Source organism: Serratia sp. CY76391 (assembly GCF_052166695.1).
GTDB lineage: Bacteria > Pseudomonadota > Gammaproteobacteria > Enterobacterales > Enterobacteriaceae > Serratia > Serratia nematodiphila.
Genome location: NZ_JBJNOJ010000006.1, coordinates 1 through 23619, shown reverse-complemented (window position 1 = coordinate 23619; position 23619 = coordinate 1). Strand labels below are relative to the sequence as shown.

General features: G+C 49.0%; 23 protein-coding genes, 1 tRNA gene and 1 pseudogene. 9 read left to right on the top strand and 16 right to left on the bottom strand.

The window, feature by feature from the left end; genetic code table 11:
- The first annotated feature begins 107 nt into the window (after positions 1 to 107).
- The 4 genes from cutA to ACJ8PN_RS10865 all read left to right on the top strand — a co-directional run bounded on the left by cutA (position 108) and on the right by ACJ8PN_RS10865 (position 2976).
- On the top strand, positions 108 to 431 hold the full coding sequence (cutA, locus tag ACJ8PN_RS10880) for a divalent cation tolerance protein CutA (protein ID WP_004929657.1): 324 nt from the start codon (positions 108 to 110) through the stop codon (positions 429 to 431).
- Positions 407 to 2125, top strand: a complete 1719-nt coding sequence (locus tag ACJ8PN_RS10875) for a protein-disulfide reductase DsbD (RefSeq protein WP_442534933.1) — start codon at positions 407 to 409, stop codon at positions 2123 to 2125. The genes cutA and ACJ8PN_RS10875 overlap by 25 nt, the downstream gene beginning before the upstream one ends.
- A 39-nt stretch (positions 2126 to 2164) precedes the next feature.
- Positions 2165 to 2740, top strand: coding sequence for a division control transcriptional repressor DicD (gene dicD, locus ACJ8PN_RS10870; protein ID WP_016929381.1), 576 nt, complete (start codon positions 2165 to 2167; stop codon positions 2738 to 2740).
- A gap of 160 nt (positions 2741 to 2900) precedes the next feature.
- Positions 2901 to 2976, top strand: a tRNA-Phe gene (locus ACJ8PN_RS10865).
- 192 nt (positions 2977 to 3168) lie between these two features.
- Here the strand turns inward: ACJ8PN_RS10865 and ACJ8PN_RS10860 are convergent.
- The 3 genes from ACJ8PN_RS10860 to ACJ8PN_RS10850 all read right to left on the bottom strand — a co-directional run bounded on the left by ACJ8PN_RS10860 (position 3169) and on the right by ACJ8PN_RS10850 (position 7428).
- Positions 3169 to 4200, bottom strand: a complete 1032-nt coding sequence (locus ACJ8PN_RS10860) for a tyrosine-type recombinase/integrase (protein ID WP_442534932.1) — start codon at positions 4198 to 4200, stop codon at positions 3169 to 3171.
- A gap of 85 nt (positions 4201 to 4285) precedes the next feature.
- Positions 4286 to 5986 carry a TraI domain-containing protein gene (locus tag ACJ8PN_RS10855; protein ID WP_442534931.1) on the bottom strand — a complete coding sequence of 567 codons (1701 nt, stop codon included), beginning with the start codon at positions 5984 to 5986 and terminating at the stop codon, positions 4286 to 4288.
- Complete coding sequence (locus ACJ8PN_RS10850) at positions 5980 to 7428, bottom strand: UvrD-helicase domain-containing protein (RefSeq protein ID WP_043139353.1); 1449 nt, start codon at positions 7426 to 7428, stop codon at positions 5980 to 5982. Before ACJ8PN_RS10850 ends, ACJ8PN_RS10855 begins: the two co-directional genes overlap by 7 nt.
- 666 nt (positions 7429 to 8094) lie before the next feature.
- Here ACJ8PN_RS10850 and ACJ8PN_RS10845 point away from each other — a divergent pair.
- Genes ACJ8PN_RS10845 through ACJ8PN_RS10830 form a run of 4 tightly spaced genes read left to right on the top strand, consistent with a single transcriptional unit; the run spans position 8095 to position 12126 of the window.
- Positions 8095 to 8928: a helix-turn-helix domain-containing protein gene (locus ACJ8PN_RS10845; RefSeq protein WP_442534930.1), complete on the top strand. Its 834-nt coding sequence runs from the start codon at positions 8095 to 8097 to the stop codon at positions 8926 to 8928.
- A gap of 6 nt (positions 8929 to 8934) precedes the next feature.
- Positions 8935 to 9921: a glycosyltransferase family 9 protein gene (locus ACJ8PN_RS10840; RefSeq protein ID WP_442534929.1), complete on the top strand. Its 987-nt coding sequence runs from the start codon at positions 8935 to 8937 to the stop codon at positions 9919 to 9921.
- Positions 9914 to 10417: an oxidoreductase gene (locus ACJ8PN_RS10835; RefSeq protein WP_442534928.1), complete on the top strand. Its 504-nt coding sequence runs from the start codon at positions 9914 to 9916 to the stop codon at positions 10415 to 10417. Before ACJ8PN_RS10840 ends, ACJ8PN_RS10835 begins: the two co-directional genes overlap by 8 nt.
- A complete protein-coding gene (locus ACJ8PN_RS10830; RefSeq protein ID WP_442534927.1) occupies positions 10414 to 12126 on the top strand; it encodes a hybrid sensor histidine kinase/response regulator in 1713 nt (570 codons plus the stop codon). Before ACJ8PN_RS10835 ends, ACJ8PN_RS10830 begins: the two co-directional genes overlap by 4 nt.
- Positions 12127 to 12180: 54 nt before the next feature.
- On the opposite strand, the gene ACJ8PN_RS10825 is transcribed toward ACJ8PN_RS10830, so the two are convergent.
- The 12 genes and pseudogenes from ACJ8PN_RS10825 to ACJ8PN_RS10770 all read right to left on the bottom strand — a co-directional run.
- Positions 12181 to 12870 carry an N-6 DNA methylase gene (locus tag ACJ8PN_RS10825; RefSeq protein ID WP_442534926.1) on the bottom strand — a complete coding sequence of 230 codons (690 nt, stop codon included), beginning with the start codon at positions 12868 to 12870 and terminating at the stop codon, positions 12181 to 12183.
- A gap of 114 nt (positions 12871 to 12984) precedes the next feature.
- Complete coding sequence (locus ACJ8PN_RS10820) at positions 12985 to 13908, bottom strand: DUF1281 domain-containing protein (RefSeq protein WP_442534925.1); 924 nt, start codon at positions 13906 to 13908, stop codon at positions 12985 to 12987.
- 111 nt (positions 13909 to 14019) lie between these two features.
- On the bottom strand, positions 14020 to 14292 hold the full coding sequence (locus ACJ8PN_RS10815) for a hypothetical protein (RefSeq protein ID WP_442534924.1): 273 nt from the start codon (positions 14290 to 14292) through the stop codon (positions 14020 to 14022).
- On the bottom strand, positions 14285 to 14563 hold the full coding sequence (locus ACJ8PN_RS10810) for a TA system toxin CbtA family protein (protein ID WP_049209639.1): 279 nt from the start codon (positions 14561 to 14563) through the stop codon (positions 14285 to 14287). Before ACJ8PN_RS10810 ends, ACJ8PN_RS10815 begins: the two co-directional genes overlap by 8 nt.
- Positions 14564 to 14574: 11 nt before the next feature.
- Positions 14575 to 15585: an ArdC family protein gene (locus ACJ8PN_RS10805; protein ID WP_442534923.1), complete on the bottom strand. Its 1011-nt coding sequence runs from the start codon at positions 15583 to 15585 to the stop codon at positions 14575 to 14577.
- Between the two features lie 75 nt (positions 15586 to 15660).
- Entirely contained in the window at positions 15661 to 16263 is a 603-nt protein-coding gene (locus ACJ8PN_RS10800) for a DUF3085 domain-containing protein (RefSeq protein WP_442534922.1), read from the bottom strand.
- An 87-nt stretch (positions 16264 to 16350) separates the two neighbouring features.
- The gene (locus tag ACJ8PN_RS10795) at positions 16351 to 16836 is read right to left on the bottom strand and encodes a hypothetical protein (RefSeq protein ID WP_442534921.1); all 486 of its coding nucleotides are present in this window, start codon (positions 16834 to 16836) and stop codon (positions 16351 to 16353) included.
- Positions 16837 to 16909: 73 nt separating this feature from the next.
- Positions 16910 to 17488 carry a hypothetical protein gene (locus ACJ8PN_RS10790; RefSeq protein ID WP_442534920.1) on the bottom strand — a complete coding sequence of 193 codons (579 nt, stop codon included), beginning with the start codon at positions 17486 to 17488 and terminating at the stop codon, positions 16910 to 16912.
- Positions 17489 to 17583: 95 nt separating this feature from the next.
- Entirely contained in the window at positions 17584 to 17958 is a 375-nt protein-coding gene (locus tag ACJ8PN_RS10785; RefSeq protein ID WP_442534919.1) for a hypothetical protein, read from the bottom strand.
- A gap of 93 nt (positions 17959 to 18051) precedes the next feature.
- Complete coding sequence (locus ACJ8PN_RS10780; protein ID WP_071532891.1) at positions 18052 to 18390, bottom strand: hypothetical protein; 339 nt, start codon at positions 18388 to 18390, stop codon at positions 18052 to 18054.
- Between the two features lie 560 nt (positions 18391 to 18950).
- Positions 18951 to 19850 carry an integrase domain-containing protein gene (locus ACJ8PN_RS10775; RefSeq protein ID WP_442534918.1) on the bottom strand — a complete coding sequence of 300 codons (900 nt, stop codon included), beginning with the start codon at positions 19848 to 19850 and terminating at the stop codon, positions 18951 to 18953.
- 1815 nt (positions 19851 to 21665) lie between these two features.
- Positions 21666 to 22401 (bottom strand): annotated as a pseudogene (locus ACJ8PN_RS10770) (transposase); the annotation flags it as partial.
- Between the two features lie 281 nt (positions 22402 to 22682).
- Between ACJ8PN_RS10770 and ACJ8PN_RS10765 the strand changes: the two are divergent.
- Complete coding sequence (locus tag ACJ8PN_RS10765; protein ID WP_420277198.1) at positions 22683 to 23288, top strand: tyrosine-type DNA invertase; 606 nt, start codon at positions 22683 to 22685, stop codon at positions 23286 to 23288.
- Positions 23289 to 23455: 167 nt separating this feature from the next.
- Here ACJ8PN_RS10765 and ACJ8PN_RS10760 read toward each other — a convergent pair.
- Positions 23456 to 23619: IS3 family transposase (locus ACJ8PN_RS10760; RefSeq protein WP_442534998.1), on the bottom strand; the 164-nt coding region annotated here is incomplete at its 5' end.

Here is a 23619-nt window from a genome sequence, read left to right as displayed (position 1 = left end):
CTTCGACCGGGGCTGCGGCCCCGGTTTTCCTTCTGGCGATAAACTCGCCTTCTAGCCAATCCGCCTTCAGGGTATAGTGCCCATTCGAACCGATGAGAGGGCTGAAGATGTCTGATTGCGAAGCTGTCGTCATACTCTGTACCGCACCCGATGAAGCCAGCGCCCAGGAACTGGCGGCGCGGGTCTTGGGCGATAAGCTGGCGGCCTGCGCCACGCTGCTGCCCGGCGCCACCTCGCTGTATTACTGGGAAGGGAAACTGGAACAGGAATACGAGGTGCAGATGCTGTTCAAAAGCGATCGCCGCCGTCAGCAGGCCCTGCTCGACACCCTGAAACAACATCACCCCTACCAGACACCCGAGCTGCTGGTATTGCCGGTGATGGCCGGAGATAAAGACTACCTGTTATGGATCAACGCTTCATTAAACTGATTTTGCTGCTGTGCAGCCTGTTCTTCCTGCCGCAGGCGGCGCAGGCTTCGCTGTTCGCGCCGACGGGCGGCGGCCAGTTCGTGCCCGTCGATCGGGCCTTCGCTTTCGATTTCAAACAGCAAGGCGGCCAGGTAACGCTGAACTGGCAGATCCGCCCCGGCTATTACCTGTATCGTCAGCAGATCAAACTGGTGCCACAGCAGGCGACGCTCGGCGCCTTTACCCTGCCGGAAGGATTGAGCCACAAGGACGAGTTCTTCGGCGAAGTCGCCATCTTCAAGCAGCAGCTTAATCTGCAGGTACCGCTGCAACAGGCGGCGGCCAACGCCAGCCTCAGCGTCACCTACCAGGGCTGCGCCGAGGCCGGCTTCTGCTATCCGCCGGAAACCCGGGTGATCCCATTGGACGCGGTCAGCGCCGCCGCAGCCGCACCGCTTTCGGCCTCTGCACCGGCGGAAGCGCCCGCCGCACCGGCCAGCCTGCCGTTTTCGCCGCTGTGGGCATTGCTGATCGGCATCGGTATCGCCTTCACGCCGTGCGTGCTGCCGATGTACCCGCTGATCTCCGGCATCATTCTCGGCCGCGACCGGCCGCAAAGCAGCGGCCGCATTCTGGCGCTGGCGGTGGTTTACGTGCAGGGCATGGCGCTCACCTACACCCTGCTCGGGTTGGTGGTGGCCGCCGCCGGGCTGCAGTTCCAGGCGGCGCTGCAACATCCTTATGTCTTGATCGGCCTGTCGGTGCTGTTCATCGCCCTGGCGCTGTCGATGTTCGGCCTCTATTCCCTGCAGCTGCCTTCCGCACTGCAAACCCGGCTGGCTAACTGGAGCAACACCCAGCGCGGCGGCTCGCTGACCGGCGTATTCCTGATGGGCGCCCTGGCCGGGCTGATTTGCTCCCCCTGCACCACCGCGCCGCTCAGCGCCATCCTGCTGTATATCGCTCAGAGCGGCAATCTGTGGGCCGGCGGCGGCACGCTGTACCTGTACGCGCTGGGGATGGGCATTCCGCTGGTGATCGTCACCCTGTTCGGCAACCGCCTGCTGCCGCGCAGCGGCCCGTGGATGCAGTACGTGAAAGAGGCCTTCGGCTTCGTCATTCTGGCGCTGCCGGTGTTCCTGCTGGAGCGAGTGATCGGCGATCTGTGGGGCATGCGTTTGTGGAGCCTGCTCGGCCTGGCATTCTTCGGTTGGGCCTTCGCCCTGAGCCTGAGAAGCGCGCGCGGCTGGGCTCGCGCCTTGCAACTGCTGCTGCTGGCGGCCACGGTGATCGCCGCACGGCCGCTGCAAGATTGGGCTTTCGGCGCCGACCAGGCGCAGCAGGCCGCTCAGCCGCACCTGGCCTTTACCCGCATCAACAACGTCGAACAGCTCGCTCTGGTGCTGCAACAGGCGCGGGGCAAGCCGGTGATGCTCGATCTGTACGCCGACTGGTGCGTGGCCTGTAAAGAGTTCGAGAAATACACCTTCAGCGATGCGGCGGTACAGGCGAGCCTGGCCAACGCGGTGCTGCTGCAAGCGGACGTGACCGCCAACAGCGCAGAACAGGCTGCGCTGCTGAAGCATCTGCAGGTGTTGGGGCTGCCGACGATCCTGTTCTTCGATCCGGCTGGCCGCGAGCTGACGGCGCAGCGGGTCACCGGTTTTATGAAGGCGGAAGCCTTCAACGCGCATTTGCAGAAAGTGATGAGATAAATAACACTGAGGTTCTGAACCGAAGAGGAGGAAGTACAAGTGCAACGTGAACACGTCCTTGATACCGCGCTGGGCCTGTTGGAACAACAGGGCCTGGCGACCGCCACATTAGAGATGCTGGCGGAAAAACTCGACGTTCAACCCGGCGATCTCAAACGGTTCTGGCCGGATCGCGAAGCGCTGCTGTACGACTGCCTGCGCTACCACGGCCAACAGATCGACACCTGGCGCCGCCAGCTGTTGCTGGACGAGAATCTGAGCCCGCAGCAAAAGCTGCTGGCGCGCTATGACGTGCTGGCGGAATACGTGCAGCAAGACCGCTACCCCGGCTGCCTGTTTATCGCCGCCTGCAGCTTCTTCCCGGAAACGGATCACCCGATCCACCAACTGGCGGAGCAGCAAAAGCTGACCTCGCTGGAGCTGACCCGCGAATTGCTGCGTGAAATGGACGCCGACGACGCCGACATGGTGGCGCAGCAAATGGAGCTGATTCAGGAAGGCTGCCTGAGCAAACTGCTGGTAAAACGCCAGCTCCAGGACGTATCGGTCGCCAAACGGCTGGCGGAAGACATCTTGCAGGTGGCGCAGTGCCGGCGCAACGGAGCGTTGAGCTGAATCTGCAGGGTTGGCAGCGCCACCAACCCGAGGCGATAGCCACAACAGGCGCATTTTTTGCGCCCTTTGCCTGAAAAGCCAGCAACCGGAGGCATTTTAACGTCTTTCACGCATAAAGCCGTTGACGGCCATCGGCCAATACGGTTTAATGCTGCGCGTTGCCCGGATAGCTCAGTCGGTAGAGCAGGGGATTGAAAATCCCCGTGTCCTTGGTTCGATTCCGAGTCCGGGCACCACTAATTCTGCATCAATGCACACTGGTTAAAGGATGAGAACTTTAACGGGTGGTTAATACGGAATCGACTTGTCAAAGTGATAACAGAGTAACTGTTTACTATCGCGACGTTGTAAGTTGAATTCCTCAAGAAGGATGCCTGTGTGACAGCACAGGCGTCCTTTTCTCGATAACTGGTGATATTCACAGCAAATCATGCCTGTGTCAAGCTTTGTAAGCTTCTCGTAGCGGTGATATCCGTATGTAAAACAAGCTCCTGTTCTAGTGCTTTTCCTGCTACTTCCATATCCAATTCGATATACTCCATTGTGGTACTGACGTTACGGTGACCCAGCAAATCCTTCACCAGTTTTAGATTTCTGTCCGGGGATTTCATCAACTCCGTGGCAAGTGTGTGACGGAAACGGTGTGAGGAAATATCGAAACCACTCTCCCTGGACAACCGACGATAGAAGCTACGAAATGACTGCAGAACGTTTTTCTCGTCATAGATGTAATGAGTATTCCGTGGATTGGTGAACCGTTTGACATCAAAAAGCAGGTCATGCTGACCCGCACCTCGCTCGATTGCACGCATCATGAGCAACTCTATTCGCTCCCTTAATTGACGAACCACCGGTACTTTCCACTCTCGATGTGTTTTGCTACCTTCAAGTCGAAGTTCGATCCAACCTTGCTCAATGTTCACATCTCTCAGGCGGATGTGGATCATCTGATTGTTACGCATACCGGTATATCGAAATGTGTCTAATACCGTCATCCAGAACCAGGTAGGATATAGTGCGCACTTTTCCCCCTTCACTGGTTTTCTCTCCTTCTCCCGCTGTTCATACTGTTGCATCACGAGGTAAAGACGGGTCAATTGAGACTTCGTCAATATTCGTTTTTTCTTAGTATCAGATCGAACTACCGTTCCATTAAAAGGGTTCTCACCGTGCTGAACCAACGTTTTTTTTATACCCAAATTAAATATTGCCCGCAGATGGGCTACCTTATTGTTCCAGGTATGTACCGAAAGATTTTTCTCCTTTAACAGATGCCGACGCCAAAGCAACACATCCCTTTGCGTCACCATAGCGGGTGTTATAGTTCCACCAATAAAACGCGTAAATGTTAGTGCTACTTTCCTATAGCTCCATTCCGTTGCTGCACGTAGTTGTTTGGTGAAAAAATATTCCTCGAGCAATAACTCCCACTCATCGTGCATTTTTTCTTCACTTTTCATTTCATAACCTCGAATGAGTTCATTTATCCACTCACAATCCGTCAGTTTTACCCAACATTTATGAGATTCTCCCTGCATCAAAAGACTACGGGATCACGAGTAACTGACTGTCCTCTGGCACGCGTGTCCCACCGTACAAACTATTTGCCTTAATCAGGTAACCATTGATACGACGATATGTACCCACCCCCTCAGGCTTTTCATAAAGATGGCCAATAAAGAATCGCTGCCCCTTACGGATCCGATGTCTTCCCAGTTTTTCAAACGCTTTTTGGATAGCATTTCGGTCAGTACGCTCCAAATTATTTTCTTTGATATACAGATGAAAAATATCTGGAACGCAGAGAAAAACGAACCCACTGACAATATGTGCTCTGGAACCTAAGGTATTAACGGATATATCCCCTTTTTTTACCCCAAGACTCAACCACTGTAGAAATGCGTTCCCAACATTACTCTCTGCATTCAAAATACCTTCCACGTTATTTTCTTCTAACCCTGGATCCTTTGATAAATGTTGAGCCTCTAAAATAGCCGTTGTGTCCGTGCTCTTTAGTAGTTCAGATTCTATTACGCCTGGTAAAACACAGTCATCTTCAATTACAGTAGTTATGTCATGTACCGACCCCTGCTTTTCTTCAGGAAGGAGGCTCTCTTTCTGAGGGGCGTTTCCCTCTTCTTGGTTATCCAGGCAAGTCGGTACTGACACCTCTACCGCCATTAATGACAACAGAGCCTGCATATCTTCTTCCACACCAACCACCGTTTCTGGCGCCAGGACCATCTCAGCCAAAGGCTTATCGTTGACCGGCGCATCCAGGGCCGAGCTAAGTAACACTTCCGTGACTAACGGTGCATTTTCGTTGGGCTGATCTAATGTCTCTGCCGGCAGTTGCTCCTGAGCGAGAGGAGGACGGATACTGCTGACTGCGCCTTGCAAATCAGTCTCGGGTACTGAAGAGGTGATATGTTCTGTCGCCGGCGCCACTGACGGTAAGGTTATTGCCAATGTGTCGGGGTTGGATATCGGCAAAAGCGATACGGCCAAACCATCGCCACGAGCCAGTTTGGCCGCCTCCAGAGTAATATCGTCAATTGCAGGTAATGTGCTCGGTTGCCTGGACGCTATCGTCATCAACGAATGTATCGCCGCTGGTAGTGTTGACAACCATTCAATAAGCTCTTCAGGCAGCAGTCGTGCCGCAATCATTGCGCTCTGACTGCTGGCCAGAGTCGGGGCTAACGGAGTGGCTCTGAAGCGAAAACGGTAAGGTTCACCCGGCACCGTCAAACCAGGTAACCAGGCTCGGCTACTTTGAAGCTCACCCTGCAGCTGAGTTAACAGCGGCAGGTAGTGCCATAGCGCTGCATAAAACACCACGACATTCCACTGCACATTCTGGGCGGATTGTTCTTCGGGCGCGGCCCCTGGGGGCAACATGTGCCCTTTGGCCAGTCGAACCGCATACGTCGTCGTCTGCAGGGTAACATCGACCAGTCCTCCTTCCCTGGCATACTCCCCCTGGGACGCGGCCGGAAGTACCTGCATCAGCGTAACAAGCTGCTTCAAGGGCTGCAGATAGAAATGTTCATAAAGATCTTTGGGCAGTGCGCTGTTCTCCCACAGCTGCTGTAAACACTGCTGACGAGAGGTCGTGCTCAAAAGCTGCTCTGCGGATGCCGGCATAAAATAACCTACAGGACATTGAGAGGCTGAAATGCCTGCCGTTGGATTTGCCGACATAACCCGGGTTCCAACCAGCAGTTCTTTGATAGCCTTCAGCATGCCAGGTCTCCGGCGATATCATTACCCTCGTTGTCCATCAACACCTGGAGCAATTCATTCAGTACCAGCGTTTGCCGGGCCCGGGTCACAGCGACATACAGCAGGTTGGTTTCATCGGTACGTTCGCTGTCGGCCATCAGAGGATCTGTGATATCGGCAAAATCATGATTCAACACCACCACAGGCCACTCCAGCCCTTTGCTTCGATGCGCCGTCGAAACGGTTACCTGAGCCTGGCATTCATCAGTCACTGCATGCTCGCGCATCACCTGCAGCTTTTGTGGCAGCGGGAAGTACTGTTCGAGTAACCGCAGGCCTTGGTTCATTTCAACATCCCGGGTTGCTCTGGCAACCGACTCAAACTCCTCAAAGTTGCGGTATTCTCGCGCCAGCAGCGGAGATTGCATCCGCTCAGGCATGTCAGCCGAGAACCAGTACAGATCTTCCAGTTCTTCCGTTTTATAGCCGCTGATACCCCCAACCCAGTAGACCTTCTTCCCTGCCAGGCTGGCATCCAGCGCAGCGCCGATGACCCCCGCCACCGTTCGGCTCAATATGGCAACAGGCTGCCCCTTCACGTCATCAGGTATGCACCCAACAACCCTGTCGTTCCTCCCCTCCCCGACCACAGACATCGTTTCGCCTTGCCGGGCAAGCAGCATATTGGCCACCTGGGCCACGGCACGACCAAAACGGAAACTGTGAGTCAGGTAAAGTTGGTCCGCATCGGCCAACTCAGGAGCATCGAGGGCATTTTCCGCGCCACGGAATCGGTAGATTTGTTGATGCCGGTCGCCGACCAACACCACATCACAGCTCTGCGCCAGTACCAGTGACTGCGTCACCGGATTCGCGTCTTGCCCCTCGTCAAACAAGAGCGTCTGCCAGCGTTTGGAAAGGTCGGGCTGAGAGAGCTGATACAGCTTGAGGTAAACGTCATGGGTGACAGGGAAAGTACCATCCTGGCGTGCAGACTCGCGCCAAAGCAATTGCGCCGCTGCCAGGATTTTATCGGGCGACAAACCACTGCGTGAGTCTTCATCAGGCAAGTGTTGCAAACCCAATTCGCCATCCCCACTGCAGAGGAAAGTGTTAAAGGTCGTGATAGATGTGCGTGCCAGCGGCCAATAGCGGGTATTGAGTTGGCGAGCAACGTCAGTGATCCGCAGGTTAGCTGTCAACCGCCGCTGATAATGGCGCCCGAAGTTAGGCCAGGCCAGCTGATGCGACGTCTTGCATTCGACATTAAAAGGGAATTTTTGCTCGGCCTCATCCCTGACTGCGCGATTATAGGCCAGGTAGAGCATCCTGCAATCCGGGTTTGCCTGGGCAAAACGGACCAATGTAGACGTTTTACCGGTGCCGGCAAACGCCCTGACCACCAGGCGATGGCCGGACCAACCAATGATGGCGGCCTGTTCAGGTGTATCACAATAAGACATAAGCAGCACTCCGTAAAACTTGACCGGCGCTTATCCTGCGCAGGTCAGTACAGCCAGCACCACAGAAAAACCTTTTCCCGAAAGAAATAGATTCCCGCAGTCAGCCGTTTTCAGGTTGATAGGCAGCTATCAACCCCTCATTGCTGGAGTCTCTTAGGGCAAAAACAATGGGGAAGCCTATACCTCCGAAGGCAACCCCAAAGCTAACAATCTATTGTTTTATTGTGTTTTTATCAGGTTTCCCTGGTGCCAAGAACAACAAATATCAGGTGATTTTATTACGGGGCGTTCCGACGATTCACAAAATGCATCTACAAATGAAAAGTCCACCCTCATGATTTTTGCGCATCCCTCCGCATCGTTTGGTTATTCCCCCAAACTCTGAGTGGGCGCTTTCTCTGGTGTTGTGCGCTATAGCATCACCTGAGCGTTATGCTCTCCCGAAAGGAGATGAACATAACGCTTAGAAGCCTCAGTTAAGCACCGCGAGCCTCCACACTCAGGCTCCTTTCTAACAACTACAGCGACCACATGTCAACATAAATGATACTTTTATGATTTGTAAAATCGCTTTGCGACATACAACGGTGCGGTTTTCTTGAATTAAACAACTTGGAGTGTAGAATGATGTTTGTTTTTTAAACCGAAAAAGGCTGAAGGTGGGAGATGGTAACCAACAATAAAACTGCACTTGGGGAAGTCATTGCCAAAGCGATGACGATGAAAGGAATTCCAAAGCAAAAACACATCAGCCATACGAGCCACGTACTGGACATCACAACAGCAGCAGCCCAAAAAAAGATGAGCGGCGCCTCAAACTGGGAGGTATCCCAGCTGGTTAAAGTTATTGACTCTATCGATATGAGGATGAGTGACTTCTTTGACATTTATAATTATTCAATAAACGAAGTACATGATGCTATATGGAATGATGGCAAAACTAATGTTAAATGCAAAATATACCTATCTAATGTGAACGCTATTGATACAGCTGAATATTCGGCTTTAAAGATTAATGATGAGTGGGTTGTTTTTCATACTAACGATATAAAAGATGATGTTTTATTCGATTCAAAACGCAACATTGAAATGATTCAGTTATATCCTCAAAAACAAAATGAAGAAAAACACCGAATCGCAATTCTTGATGATGACAAAAACATCGTCGATAGCCTCAAAGAAATCATTGTAAACAATGAATATCTTGTTGATGCCTTTTATGATATTGATTCATTAGAGGAGAGCCTGAAAAACAAGCCTTATGATGCGTATATTCTAGATTGGGTTGTAGGAACAAAGACCGTGTTCAGCACGATTAAAGAGATAAGAAAAACTGAAAATAATAATGCCATGATACTGGTTCTTACCGGGCAACTGTCAGGGATCGTAGATAGCGAGATCGCAAGTGCTATAAATGATTATGATATAACAGGACCTCACGAGAAACCTATCAAAGCCAGTGTGATAAAATCATTAGTGGATAAACACTTTCCCAAGTGAATCATTATGAACGATAATTTACTGACTTATACAGGAAGTCTATTGCTTGATGGAAGATACATAGTGTCTCCCTATGGTGTGGGTAAAGATAATCTGTGTGGGGAAATATCTCCCTTGAATGACTCTATTATTCATAATAATGCAATCAGTAAAGTATCCGTGGACTATTCAACGGTAAAAAGCCTTACCATCATCAATGGGTTAGGGGTAACACTAGGTGATTCTGTTGTAGGGATATCAGCACTGCACGTAATAAAAATATTCAATCCAAACATCGACATCAGAATCATTCGTCCTGAAAACTGCCCTAACTATGTTAATGAAGTTTATACGTTGGCAAAGCATATAATAGATGACATTTCCTATATGCCGTTTGACATTACCAGGGCTACCGATGCAGACCTAGTAATAGATATCGGAAACCAACTATACTGGAAAGATTTTAACACACTGGAAATGCATGACTTCTTTTTAAGAAGTTTAGGCATAGAACACAAACATGTATCAGCCAGTTTAAAAATCAACTCATGGCTCAATACAGCGCCTATCGAAGATATAAACTTGGGTGAGTATGTTCTTTTCTGCCCATACGCTAGTACAAAAATAAGAAGCATACCCAGTAAATATCATAAAAAGATAATATCTCACCTCAGCGATAAATTTAAGGTTAAGGTCTTAGGGTTTAGTGATATTAACCATGATAATTACACTAACATCACTTCATTATCTAAAAACACGACTTGTTTTACATCCATCATTAAAAATGCGAAGCATCTTTATACGTGTGATTCAGCAGCCTTGCATATTGGCGCGGGGTTTAAAACACCCACTACTTGTATATTCACAACAGTGAAACCTGAACTACGCAGCTTATACTATGATAACTGCACCTCTATTTACATAGGAAATAATAAAACAGAGGGCATACATAACAGTGAGAATGTATTTTTACTCGATTTAATCAGTAAGGAATTTGAGGATTATTATGTGTAAATTAATATCTCTAACATTGTCTTTTTTAGTTGCTTTATTTATTTCAGCTCCATCTTTCGCAAATAAAGGAGATATCTATATTGATGGCGAAATAACTAATAGAAATTACGAAGGTGGATACATCTTATCAGCAAAAGAGTTCAACACGCTGGAAAAAAGCCATATAAAGACGACAACTTCCTGGACTGTTCCGGGGCGAGTTGTTGATTTTGAAGGCGTAAAATTCAAAGAATTGTTGAAACTTGTTGGTGCCCGTGGAAAAACGCTAAGAATTAGGGCATTAAATGATTACTGGGTCGATATCCCAGTCTCAGATATAGAACAATTCGACATCTTGATGGCAAATAAAATGGATGGGAACCCTCTGAAAGTAAGAGACTTTGGACCATACTTCGTCATTTACCCGATGGACAAATTTTACGATAAACTCAATAGTCCTACTTATCAAGCTCGTCATATTTGGCAGGTCAGCGGCATAACGGTATTAGAAAAATGAAACTGAAAAGGCTTATCATCCAGTACTTATTAGTTTTCCTGGTGTTAACGGGTGGGTTTGTGTGGATGTACGAACAGTATTTCTCCACAAGCCATAATATGAACTCAGCAGGACCTCAAGAGAACTACGCTTGGGCAATTGCTAAATTCACGATCAGACTAGCAGGATTTAATGCAAAAATTGAGCGCCAGCTTCGGTTAGGTAACAATGATAAAGATGAATTACAAACAGAACTTGACCTCCTATTCTCAAGCTCAAATGTGCTATTACATAAAAGCGTTTCAACTAGATATTTATATGAGGAGGAAGGCTATGCTAAAACTATAGAGCAAATAAATGCCAACCTTGAAAATATCGATACCGAACTAAATAAATCAACCCCTGACTATTCGATCATACTTAATAACATCGAATTAATAGGGCAAGAAAATAAAGATCTAGTGGTAATATCTGACCATGCAGAAGTCAGGCAAAGAAACATAATTCAGCAGGATTATATCGACAAAGCTAACTCAATGAAGTTTCCAATTGCTACACTGTACTTCCTGTTTTTGTTAATGCTTTTTATTTCATATCGACAAGTAAAGTCCATCAATAATCAATTGGAGTCCGAAAAGAAATCTTTTAACAACAAAAATGCTTTCCTCGGAGTGTTGGGTCATGAATTAAGAACTTCACTTCAGGCAATAATTTCTTCGGTTGAAGTGATCATTCAGAAAAAATATGCTATAGCGTTCAACCACTTTGAGCGATTAGAGAATGCTGCCATGAAAATGGAACGTCAGATGAAAGACCTCGCTGAGTTTGCCAAAGTCGATAATGGTAACGTTGAAATAAAAAAATCATCATTTAACATACGAAAGATTATTCATGATACTGTCGAACAAAGCATTACCATATTGAACAAGAAAAATGTTAGTGTAAGCATGGATAATATTCCAGATACATATATTAAAAGTGATCCATCAAGGGTCATGCAAATCATAGAGAATATTGTCACCAATGCAATAAAATACACAGACAATGGTCTCGTGCAGGTAAGCGCAAATATCCACGATAAATCCAGTTTGGTTATCAAAGTCAAAGACACAGGTCAAGGCATTCCGAAGGACAAGATTGATACAATATTCTATCCGTTCATCCGGGTTGGGAATGATAATAAGGTTCCCGGTTTTGGAATGGGTTTGGCAATTGTTCATGGTGTTGTTAAAGCCATGAACGGAACAATTGATGTAAAAAGTGACATCGGTAAAGGGAGCTCATTTACCGTGTCACTACCTATTGAACTTTCAACACCTGAAGAGATTGACACTACTACTGATATCGCAGATACGCCTTTCTCAGCTAAAGGAATCAGTATTTTAATTATCGATGACAATGAAATGGCCTGTGAATCATTGGTGTCAATTCTTCAAAGTGAGTTCTCAGTAGAGTATACGACATCCCCAGAAAGGGCTTTGGAGAAATTATATAGGAAATCCTTCGATCTTGTTTTGAGCGATCTGCAGATGCCTATAATTACAGGTGATGATTTATATAAAAGAGTCAAAGAGAACAAAGGACCAAATAAAAGCACGCCATTCATATTCATCAGTGCATATACGAGCGAAAGCCCCATTAAAGATGTTGAGATCTTAACAAAGCCGGTTAGATTGAATGACATCAAAAAAGCCATAGAGTCAGTTCTGGCTAGGAACATGGACTTATAAAATACATCCCGTAATTAATACGAAAAAAATCGCCCCAGTCAGGGGCGATTGTTGTCAACTAATCGCTTTAAACTCTCTAAGCGTCTGTAATCGAAGTGGCCATTGTTCTAACCAATGCATCGGGGTACACATCACCAATCGCCGTTCATCTGCCAGTGCATTCCCCAACACAACCTCTCCAGGAATGCCAAGCGAAGACAACTGAATATATGCCATCGACATCGCTACCACATCGATATCAACGCAGGAAACCCACATATGCTGTGAAGGCATGTACCCCAACGCCTGAATCTCGGCCGCAGCGGCGATCATCATGGCGCCGGCACCACACGCAGGCTCACTGATCGTCACGAACGGTTGAGTCAACAACCGTTGCTCCAGTCCGGTGAATTGCAGTTTGGCCATCATGGATGCCACACTCCAGGGTGTAAAAAACTGACCACGATGTTTATCACCAAGCTCCAGACTCATGAAAGCCATGCCCAAAAAATCACAAGGTTTAGCGGCCAGTGCTATTCGTACCAGAGCAAGTAAGTGCGCCAGGCGTTCGACATCCTCACGTTCATACTCTTTGATGAGCGACATGTACTGCTTCTCCAGCGCGTCGTCCGGACAAAAGCGGTTGTGTATTGCTATCGCGCCGCACTGAACAAAGTCAGAAAAGACCTTGTACCGGTGATGGTAGCGTGCCGTTTGGCCAAAGAGGCCGATGAATTGGGTTTGTGCTTCAGTAAACGTCAGCATGGTGAACTCCATTAACAAAAGGAGTTCACCCGCCGTGGGAAAACTCCCCCACGGAAAAAAAAGGCCACCGAGATAGCGGTGGCCATAGGTTAGTGCTTCAGCAAAAAACGGTGATTAGCCGGCTGCTGCATTCGGTGACAAGGGAATAGAATCTTTGTCGGCGTAGGTCAGGTGGATCACCTCACCTTCCTCAACCTTAGCCGCTATTCGTCCACCGTCGACATGCTCGCCGCGGTCGTAGCGATCGTAGCCGCTGCGTTCCGCATCAGGCATATACCAGGTATGTTCCACCTGGCAGCTAAACAACTCAGACACTCTCCCGATAACCTCACCGGCCGGCGGGTACCACGGAGAATCGAAGTGTACCGTCAACGTATTGATGCCATCACGTACGCAACCGACATTATGGCCGGCCGGCCACTCGACGCCGTATTGCCGACCATAGAGATCAGTGGAGGTCGGCACATCACGCAGCAGCCCGCCTGAGCCATTCAGTTCAGTTGCCAGTCGCGTCGGGAGCAACATCAGCATATCGCATGGCGCGGTATACTCAGGCATCACGCCCAAACGTTCCCAGCAAATGCCGGCATCGATGTCAGGGCTCACCCCCACCAGTCCGAACCAGTCCGCATACTGGCGCGACAGTACATCCGCCATATGCGCCTTCGCGACGTTGGGGATACTTTCCCATTTCACCGCATCGATACCCGACTGGCGGTAGAGTCGCTCTATCAGGCGAATGTTCTCACCCGTTAACGTTACATCTGCCTTCAGCAACCAGAACCAGTGTTCAAAGGCCAGATTCTGAGGCGATGCAATTCCCGGCTGCGTTAACAGTGCCGGGTAAGGCACATAAACACCGGGTTTTGTCGTCGCCGGCTTCAGTATGCCGGCACACCCGGCCAGGAACAGCCGGCAGCTTTGTTGAACAGCATGACGGTAGTCAGGAACAACATGGCCATTGACCCATTGCTGCAGTTCATCAACAAAAACGGATTGGCCAGTGATCACTAAACGGTTACTGCACCAGTTCGACATGGTCGTTCTCCTCTTCTTACAAGAAAAAAGAGGGAGCTTTCCCCAGCGGGGGAAAGTCTCCCCCGTTGGGTTAGGTGTTACCTCATGATGGCCAAGACGCTGATCCTGTCCTTAGTGGGCTTGCTCGCCATAGTGAGCCCGGTATACCTGATGTTCGTCGCCATTAGCGACCAATCCCAGCTGTACCAATATTCCGCGCTCCCAGGAGCCCGGCCGTCGGCTACCATCGGCGATACTCGCCAGAATGTAATGGAGCAGGCCCTCGACATTCTCAAGCTGAACAGCGGCGCCACAGGTCTGCTGAAGCTTCAGCATGTAGGCCAGTTCGCTGGCAATCTCAGGGTCAACGGTTACCTGTAGCCCCTTGTTGGTGGCTTTAGTCATCGGTTATCTCCTGTTCTGTTTCACCGATCACGCCCAGCTCTTCCACCTGGCGCAGATACGGTGATGATGAGGTAAAGGGATTGGCGCCAAGGCGTACCAGGTGGTATTTATCCACCAGGTTGTTGATCGCCTCAAACGGCCTCACTCCCGCTTCCTGTAAAGCCATCACGCACTCCGCTTCACACAGATCGGTATCGTTTAACGCCAAGCCAAAATATTTGGCCAGTAACCTGCCGGCAATGGTCTGCCAGTAACGTTGTTCAATCGTCATCACCAGACTCCTCATGCCGCAACGGTTGGATCGGTTGTCATCGGGTCCGCCAGGAGCTTCAGCAAAAATTCTGACGCCTCACGGGCCTGTTTGGCCGCACGAAACAGCGCGCGCTTATCTTCACGCAATACCTTGAGCCAGTGCTCAAGGTAGCTGTCGTGCTGGATGTCACCAAAGACGCCAAGCTGCGCGCACATAAAAGCACTGCCCAGCTCGGCCACCAGTTCCTCAAACGCGTATACCGGGTCGCCGAACCGCCGGGAAGAAGACGTGATCCCTTCCCGGTTAAGCCGTTTAGCATGGCCGGTGCTGTGCACCAGTTCATGCAATAACGTTGACCAGTAATCCGCCTCAGTCCGAAATTGCTGAGTCTGTGGCAGGACAATCTGGTCTCGGAGCGGGGAGTAAAACGCCCTGTCCTGGTAGACCTGTTCAACCCGAACACCGCAGGCCTCAACGAGGGTGTTAACCTGAGCCTGCGTTTTCGCATCAACCAACGCATCACCCTCATCCGTCTCGGTTGCCGGCATAACGCCGACAACGGTCTCCGGGAGGTTGTCGCATTGGGCAACGTTAAACAGGTACAGCGGCTTCAGCATGGGTATTCGCGTCTTCAGCGGTTTCCCCTCTTCGTCAAACAGCTGCCGGCCATCAGCATCCTCCACCTGCTTATCCCAGGGTTTGAATACCACAGCCTGGGTTGCCGTTTCGCCGGCACGTACATGGCCACCGACGGCTTCCGCCTGCTTATAAGTCAGCCAGCGATTGGAGTGAAAACCGCGTTCTTCCGCAGCTATCCACAGCAGCAGCACATTTACGCCGCTGTAGTGGTAACCCGTCGTGCCGTTCTGCGGCATGACGGACCCGGTATAAATCCGGTTCCGGTCAGTCCGCCATGGCTTGCGCCAGGGTAAGGTGCCACGCTCGATGGCGCCGATGATGTTGTCCGTGACCTGTTGGTACAGGTCTTGTCGTTCGCGACGGGCTTTTGCCGGCCGGCGTGATGGTGATGTTTTCTTCATGGAATGCTCCTCAATGAAAAAGGCGCATTCCTCCCCTGGCGGCGAAGAATACGCCCCTGGGGACAGGAAAAGTGGTTAGAGAGCGGGGTAACGCAGCGCCCCTTTCGGATTCACTGTGTCAACACGCTGTTTCAGCCGTTCGAACAGAGCCAGGTAATCAGCCCGATCGGCGGGCTTTGCCCGTTTGCAATCGGTATGACAGGCCGTGGCCAGCAGATTGATGGCCCGCTCACGCCAGTGTTTAAACTCATCCTGGCTGACGCAGACCGAGTAATGGACCTCGGCCAGCTGCAGCATGCGCGCGGTCACCCGCCGATAATCGGCGACACACACCCAGTTAACCGTGGCAACGTGCATATAGACCGTTTCGGGTAACAGGTGGATCCAGAGCTCATGGCCTTGCGACAGTATTCGCTCGATACAACTGTCGTTCAGCATCAGCTCCTCGCCAAAGTCGTCGCCGCCGGCAAGCTGCCGGGACGTTTCATACCAGGCAGCATCCTTGTCAGGATGACACCCGTCAGCATACGCCAGGTGCTTGATACGGCCGGAGGCGTTTCGCTCGCCCACGGCCGGCATCAAATAGACGCCATTATCTTTGGCCAACACCAGCGCACACTGATTGGCGCGCACTTCAGCCACGACGGCGCGCAGTTCTGCAGGGTTAAAATGCAACATGGTAAGTCTCCTGAGTTGCGGAGACAGACTTCCCCGGGAGGGAAAGCCCCTCCAGGGAAATGAAACGTTATGGTCAGTGTGGTGGTGTTACCACGAAGCCCGGAAGTAAAGGTGGTCCCGACTGAAATCAAAACTGGCAAGAACGTTGTTAACGTACGCCTTCAGTAAATCGACTTGCGTCCAGTAAATACCGCCGTAGTCACGAGATTCAGAAGGAAACTCATCATGGCAGTTCGCTTCATTCAGCCGCGACAGACACAAATCCAGCATCTGGATGTCATTGCGGTCGAACGCCATCAGCTCACCGCTTTTGACGTCGCCGACACTGTTGGCTACCCAATGCATCAACGCAGTAAACCCGCGAAAATGACAGGTGTGAGCCAGCAGCGGCGGATGGTAGTGGTTACACATTTTGTGGTTGTATATTCGCGGCGCCTGCGCACAATCACCGCCGTCCTCCAGCCACGCTGGTGAACACGGCACCCAGTCGCCGACGGGTGTCCAGTCGCCGTTTACCGGCAACATCGGATAGTCAGCCTTACGCTGACGGAAAAAGTTGATATCAAGTCCCATGGGTCACTCCTCTCGGTATACGGACAGGAGCTCCCCTGCAGGGAGGCCCTGCCGGGTGAATTAAAAATCGCGACTATGCCGCCGAATGCGCCTGATTCAGACGCACCGCCAGCACTTCATCCATGCCGACAATAACGCGCCAGCGACAAAGCAATTCATCGGGATCATCGTTATGACTGCTATACCCTTCCAAATGGTAAAGAATGGAATCATCAGCCAGTGCCGCCTCATCCACTTCACCCGGAGCAAGAAGTTCCGGGCGTTTAAGGTGGTGGCGCAACCAGAGCAGTGGTAACTCCCATCCTGGATTTTTGGAAAGTTTGGAGTCGTTCCGCTCTATCCGTACAGAGCCAGGGCACAGGTTATGAATCAGTATCAGAACCAGTCGGTGAAAAAAATCAGGGTGCTGAAAGAACCCCACACGTTCTTTGACGTAAGCCACCGGTTGCATCGGGATATTTTCCTCTGCTCCCGGTGATACACGTAAACCAGCCGTTTCGAAGATCATGCCATCAAACAGCTGACCGGCTTCCGTGATACCTTCTGGCCGGGCCTCTTCCGGCAACAGCCAGAACACCTCGGTCACCGCCAGGGTGAAATCAATCCATGCGTCCTGGGATGGTGTTGCGACAAAATAAACGTTCATACTCACGATAAATCCTCCGGTAACAAAAAATTGGGGGGATTTATCCCCCGGACGGGAATAAATCCCCGTCAGGGTGTGTGTCTGTCAGGCTGCCGTGCCGATCACCAAACCTCGAGCTCGCCAATCGCAATGTCGGCTTCGACATCGCGCTTGCCTTGCTCCACGGCCTGCGCCCAATAAGACGCGTGAATATCTTTGCTCAGTGTATCCAGGCGAGCCATAAGCGCTTGCCCGTTAGCGGAAAGTGTCGATATATAGCCGTACTGCATGACCAGCAGGAAACCACCAAAGGCCTCTCCCGCATTGATAGCGGCATTTTCCACATCATTCAGCTCAGTGGGATTTTCACGTTCAAGACCCAGTCCCAGACGCTGGCAAGCCCGGATACTCATGAGCTTGCCTTCAACCAGGCAAAGGAAATGAAACGCATCAAGCGCGGTTTTTAAGTCAAGTACGTTGGGTAACGGGGTATGCATCGATAAATCCTCCATAACATAAAATGCCGAGGGATTTATCCCCATAACGGGTTTAAATCCCCGTCAGGGTATTAAGTGAGTAAACTGACCGCTCTAAAAGCGGTAACGCAGTCTGGCCAAATGCTCAGCATGTTGACTGGCGAGTCGGTAAGCTTTTCTGCGCTCGGTATGCTTGCAAGACAGCACAACATGGGTGCTTGCGTAGGTGTATTCGCCTTTGTACCAACCTTTGCGCAGCGTCAGTAACGCGCTGACCGAACCATCATCACTGCAGATAACATGCGCGCGAACGGCAAAATTACCGGCTGCATTGACGTACCAGTCAGTAAAACGCGGCGGCGCCATGCGAAAAGGTATTCGCTGGACAGCCGATTTGACACGGTGCAGGGTTGAGAAGAAATCAGGAACAACTGAAGAAGTAAAAGAAGACATGGTGTTTCTCCTGTAAAAAAGGGAAACACCGCTCCCAAGGGAAAGGTATTTCCCTTGGGATTTGATTGCGTCACGCACAATCATCATAGGTAAGAAAGTTAAGCCTTGTTCATCAAAACTACGATGACATCTACTCTCAAAGGCGGGCAGATGTACTACACCGTAAACGGCGTGCTTCCTTTCAAGCTACGGAAACGTTTTTTGCCACTACCCGAAGGCGATCCTCACAAGTGACAGGATCATTGGTGGCTGTCGACTGACAGCTAGGTCACCCGAAGGCGCTCATCACAGACCCATTGAGCATTGGTGGTTGTCCGAAGACAACGAGTAAGCATGTTTATTTTCCGAGCAAATCGCTGATCTGTCAAGAGACCATGAACACCTGTTTTTGGAATAATATTTCCTATTATCCTAATAACATAACGTCTCAGCACCATTATTATTTCGAGGTCGCAGCCCTGTGAGAGCTGCGACCGTTATGCACAAACCATCATATTCACGCATACAATTGATAAAATTTTAAATTAATAAAATCCCGCATACTAAATGCAATTAATCCGTTACTCCACATCACCTTTGAAATAGACTTGCTTAATATAACGACCTCGACCATCACCATGGCCCAAATCCATCGATACCAATGCCTCTGCTTCTACACGACTCATTCCATTTTTAACATGATAAGTCACCGCATCACGTGAATACGCGTATCGCAAACTATGGGGAGCATCTTTCCCTGTCATTCCAGCTTCACGAACAATATTTCTGTACCGTTCTATTGCTGTATGCAATGAAGGCTTATCAATCAGTTTCCCATTGTGTTCATCACAATGTTTTATTGCCGCCTCTAAAATAGATAAAACCTTCTCACGATTAAAAATGGTCGTATCACGAGGACGACCTCCTTTCGTGCCAAACACAACCCGAACACGCTCGTCTCCATTAATTAAAGCCTGTCGCCATGTTTTTACTGACTTTGCTGACTGAACCGTTTCTTCCGTTCGCAAACCTACATAGCGAGACAACTGAACACCCAATGCTACCCCTGCATCTTTTTTTATGACGTGATTGATGACAGCAGTTAACTTTTCATCCGAAATAGGGGCTTTTTTTCCATCACGGTTAGCACCTGAAATCCCTAAAGCCTGGTTACTCAATTTCTCATGGTTGGGATCAGCCAGTTTATTCCGCCCCGCAGCTGACATGATTGAGCGCACAGCTGCCATCTCGTTTTGCAATGTGCGAAGCGATATATTTTCAGCCTGCCGGCTATGAACGTACTTTTCGATATGAGTGGTCTTGATGTGTTTTACATCCCGAATTTGAATATTTAACTTTGCCAGACGTTCAGAAAAACGGTCTGCAATTCTGGAACGGTCAGCAACGGTTTTAAAACTCCCTCGACCCTGACGAGCAAGCGTGACAAGTTGTTTTCCCAGCTGTTTACCGAATCTGGACATCTTAACATCTCCAATGGGATACACGTCCTTCTGCTTTAAAAGAAGCAGACGGATCTGTACCTCAGTAATTTCAACCCCGACGACACGGTTGCTTTTGCGCTTCCTGCGTCTCGACTGGTATCTGTGCATCGGGGCGGCGAAATGTTGAGTTCTTGCGAGGCACCCCAGATCCCTGATCCGTTTGCTGCTAATGCAGAGCTGACTTTCATCAAGCTGCCTCCAACACTACTGTTCGTAGTGTCGCCATCGATACCGAGTCGATTTCCTCCTTTTAGATAGTGAAACGTTCAAAACGGTGTTTTCCGTCGTAATTACGTTGAAGTGAATGAGTGTTTAAACCGTACTGACACAGACTACATGTTGGTCAGATGGTAGTTAAACGTTGAAAGCCACGTCGTACGTGGGTTGAGACGTTATGCGCTACGCGCGTCACTTGGTAGTGTCTTCGCCACTTCACAAGTGACGCGCGCTCCTCTGCTCCTAATGAGACTCACGTAAGCGGCCAAATGTACCAAATGGCCTTATACGTGCGTTCAAAAGTCGCATCGTCAGCAACACGTCATAAAGGCCTTAACAGCTTTAAAGAAGTAAGCGATATCAGTCTGTTGCGACTAAATTCTTCAGGCAAGGACTGCCAGATGTAGATGTGTGCCAAGCTAAGAGGCCATGGCATTGTGATGACTTTTCAGCAGCCTTAACCGCCCCGAATACTACGTTATGCAGGCGATATCTGCTCCCAAAGGCGGACAGATGTACCACACCATACTTGGCGTGCTCCCTCTCAGGCTACGGAAGCTTTCTTTTGCCATCACCCGAAGGCGATCCTCGCAGATGGCCAGATCATTGGTGGCTGCCTATCGACAGCAGGGTCACCCGAAGGCGCTCATCACGGACCCACTGAACATTGGTGGTCGTCCGGAGACGACAGTACAACGGGATTAGCTTAAGCGATCCATTTGAGTACAGTCAATTATATTTAGCCGCGCACTTTTTCTCTTGTATTGATAACGCCTGTGATTATTGTGAGTTGTAAGAGTGATCTGATATTAAAAGAAGAACATTAACTTTAGTTACAATATCCGATTTAGATAATAATAGTGAGGCGACTCTAAAACCCAAGGAAACATAATTATAAAACCATTAAAAACCTCAATAAAAACAGAACGGACAACAACAGAAAACCAAAGATTTACATCTGAATATTAACCAGAAAGAGAATAAAAACCATCTATTTATTTGCAGTAATAAAGGGGCTCATAATATTGTCACACTCACTTCCAGCATGAAATAACACAAAATACGTATAACTAATCAGATTAAATCTTACTTTTCCATTTCCAACCTTAAGAAAAACTGCAACATTGGTAATAGTTACACTCCCTTCACTAATAGCCACCAAACCATATAACACCCAAACAAGATTACAAAAAATCAGTTATTAAGTCTAAGCTCGACAACTATAAACATCCTTACGACCCCAGACACTCATAGAGCAACATGCTCTCACGTTGACATTGCCGCCCCTAAGACACATACTTCTGACTATCAACTTAAATAGAACAGTAAAAAATCAATTAAGATACAATCAATTAATTTTACAATGTTGAGTTTGGCAATCACATTATCACTTACAACATCAATTCACCTTCCCTCTCTCATAGAAAGCGTATAAAAAACATATTCACCTGATTACCACCCTTTATCTTTAACACTATTTCATTCCTTCGCAAACCACCAAGGTAATCAACAAGAAAACAAAAATGCAATATTAACAACAGCAGGTATAGCACTACTCCTATCAATTTGGCATTTTACATACCAATGTCCATCTTCCAATAACATCTGAAATATACGCTCATTAATTTTTTCAATAAATCAGTTCTGTGTCGGCCTGTCCGACTGAATAAGCCGCAACCCCACCATGTTCAAAAGCCCATTGATCCGGCACCTGGCAGGTAAATTCGGCCCTTATCGTCGTCGCCGGATAATGATGAAACAGTGCAATTCTATCCAGAATACGTGTCACCTGAAGACTTGAAATTTACGACATCACCTGAAATTATTTCAAACCCTAGCAGATGATAAACACCTGCATTAATGTAAAGCCCTTCACGCCGCAGAATCTTCCATATGCACCGGTAGCCAAAACGTCTGCGCCCAAGTGTCAATTCAGTGATACATTCAGATAAGCGAGCATCAACTGCCAGCCGCGGTGCTTCATGACAGCATGTTGACATAGACCGGCTAGCACACCCATCGCGTCACACATCACTCCCACTGCTTCCCGCTTCTGGTCTATCGTCAGTACTTTAATCCCCAAAGCCACCTGAAGCGCCTCCTTGCAAGCAACTTCTGCAGGCGAGTGTTCCCTTCTTCGAGAAGTCTTCAAACGTTTAACATCTGGCACTTCCATGCCGCCAAACTTTTTACGCCAAGAGTAGTAAGGCGGCGTCGGAGATGGCATACCTACGGCAGAGTTCACTGGCTGTCCCCCGGATTCAGCCTTGCGGAGAACACTGATGATATGTTTATCGGGAAAACGCTCCATCATGGGACGTCCTCATGTTGCTTATGAAGACATTACTAACATCGGAGTATGTCAATCAATGAGGAATCTAGCCACAGCATCAATGAATGCATTTGCGATTCCCCCCATTCATTTAAAAACTTGCATAATACCATATTAACCACATTCGCTAGCAAAAAATTAAATAATCGTATACTTGCCCACAAATCAAATGCACTACACATAACAAAAACAAACAATTGACAATAATAATTACATCTGGTAGTAACTAAAAACCCAATAGTAAGCAAGAGGTACTACCTATAATGAGTAAACGCTTGTATCTCACTTACAAGGAGGTTCAGCAGATTTTTAAGGCCACGGCAGGCGCCAAACACTGCATACGAGACCGCTGCATGATCCTAATGTGCTTCATTCATGGCTGTAGAGTCAGTGAACTCATCGGGCTAAAAATGACAGATATTGATTTTTTGAGTGGGAAGATTTATATCCGGCGCCTCAAAAATGGTCTCAGCACCACTCACCCACTACTTCCCAGGGAGTTATCTTTGCTCAATAAATGGCTAGTTCTACGCCACATGTATAACAAAAAAAATAACGAATGGTTATTTCTTTCCGTCCATGGGAAACAACTGACACGCCAAGGGTTCTGTAAACAGCTCCACCTATACGGGCAACGGGCCGGGCTCAATCTCCAAGTTCACCCACATATGCTACGTCATGCATGTGGGTACGAATTAGCTGAACAGGGATTAGATACTCGTCTGATCCAAGATTATCTAGGGCATCGAAATATACGCCACACAGTGCATTACACAGCAAGCAATGCAGCTAGGTTTGCCAGCGTGTGGCAAACCGCTGTTCCCCCTCCACAAGAAGAAGAGCTAGAATCCCCATTCTTATCTTGGTAGCATCTAAGCCATCGTTTTCCGGCGATGGCTTTCGTTCGCCCCCCCCCAATATAGCGATATTTACGTCAAATCAGACTAAGTAATTGGCAGTGTGTCGTAAGTTCTATTAACTATAACACGTTTTACTAGATGTGGACTGCCCCCACGACCGTAGACATATCCTGTCCTCACGACGAGGCCTGTTCAAAGGCCTCCGGACTGACACCGCCGAAGTGGCTGTGACGCAGGGCCCGGTTGTAGAACACTTCAATGTAATCGAAGATATCTGCCCGAGCCAGATCCCGAGTTTTGTATATTCGCTTCCTGATGCGTTCTTTTTTTAGTGAACTGA

Excerpts from the sequence above, each read along its gene's own strand:
- cutA (WP_004929657.1), top strand. The coding sequence starts at position 108 with ATGTCTGATTGCGAAGCTGTCGTCATACTCTGTACCGCACCCGATGAA.
- ACJ8PN_RS10875 (WP_442534933.1), top strand. The coding sequence starts at position 407 with ATGGATCAACGCTTCATTAAACTGATTTTGCTGCTGTGCAGCCTGTTC.
- ACJ8PN_RS10860 (WP_442534932.1), bottom strand. The coding sequence starts at position 4,200 with ATGAAAAGTGAAGAAAAAATGCACGATGAGTGGGAGTTATTGCTCGAG.
- ACJ8PN_RS10855 (WP_442534931.1), bottom strand. The coding sequence starts at position 5,986 with ATGCTGAAGGCTATCAAAGAACTGCTGGTTGGAACCCGGGTTATGTCG.
- ACJ8PN_RS10850 (WP_043139353.1), bottom strand. The coding sequence starts at position 7,428 with ATGTCTTATTGTGATACACCTGAACAGGCCGCCATCATTGGTTGGTCC.
- ACJ8PN_RS10845 (WP_442534930.1), top strand. The coding sequence starts at position 8,095 with ATGGTAACCAACAATAAAACTGCACTTGGGGAAGTCATTGCCAAAGCG.
- ACJ8PN_RS10840 (WP_442534929.1), top strand. The coding sequence starts at position 8,935 with ATGAACGATAATTTACTGACTTATACAGGAAGTCTATTGCTTGATGGA.
- ACJ8PN_RS10835 (WP_442534928.1), top strand. The coding sequence starts at position 9,914 with ATGTGTAAATTAATATCTCTAACATTGTCTTTTTTAGTTGCTTTATTT.
- ACJ8PN_RS10830 (WP_442534927.1), top strand. The coding sequence starts at position 10,414 with ATGAAACTGAAAAGGCTTATCATCCAGTACTTATTAGTTTTCCTGGTG.
- ACJ8PN_RS10825 (WP_442534926.1), bottom strand. The coding sequence starts at position 12,870 with ATGCTGACGTTTACTGAAGCACAAACCCAATTCATCGGCCTCTTTGGC.
- ACJ8PN_RS10820 (WP_442534925.1), bottom strand. The coding sequence starts at position 13,908 with ATGTCGAACTGGTGCAGTAACCGTTTAGTGATCACTGGCCAATCCGTT.
- ACJ8PN_RS10815 (WP_442534924.1), bottom strand. The coding sequence starts at position 14,292 with ATGACTAAAGCCACCAACAAGGGGCTACAGGTAACCGTTGACCCTGAG.
- ACJ8PN_RS10810 (WP_049209639.1), bottom strand. The coding sequence starts at position 14,563 with ATGACGATTGAACAACGTTACTGGCAGACCATTGCCGGCAGGTTACTG.
- ACJ8PN_RS10805 (WP_442534923.1), bottom strand. The coding sequence starts at position 15,585 with ATGAAGAAAACATCACCATCACGCCGGCCGGCAAAAGCCCGTCGCGAA.
- ACJ8PN_RS10800 (WP_442534922.1), bottom strand. The coding sequence starts at position 16,263 with ATGTTGCATTTTAACCCTGCAGAACTGCGCGCCGTCGTGGCTGAAGTG.
- ACJ8PN_RS10795 (WP_442534921.1), bottom strand. The coding sequence starts at position 16,836 with ATGGGACTTGATATCAACTTTTTCCGTCAGCGTAAGGCTGACTATCCG.
- ACJ8PN_RS10785 (WP_442534919.1), bottom strand. The coding sequence starts at position 17,958 with ATGCATACCCCGTTACCCAACGTACTTGACTTAAAAACCGCGCTTGAT.
- ACJ8PN_RS10780 (WP_071532891.1), bottom strand. The coding sequence starts at position 18,390 with ATGTCTTCTTTTACTTCTTCAGTTGTTCCTGATTTCTTCTCAACCCTG.
- ACJ8PN_RS10775 (WP_442534918.1), bottom strand. The coding sequence starts at position 19,850 with ATGTCCAGATTCGGTAAACAGCTGGGAAAACAACTTGTCACGCTTGCT.
- ACJ8PN_RS10765 (WP_420277198.1), top strand. The coding sequence starts at position 22,683 with ATGAGTAAACGCTTGTATCTCACTTACAAGGAGGTTCAGCAGATTTTT.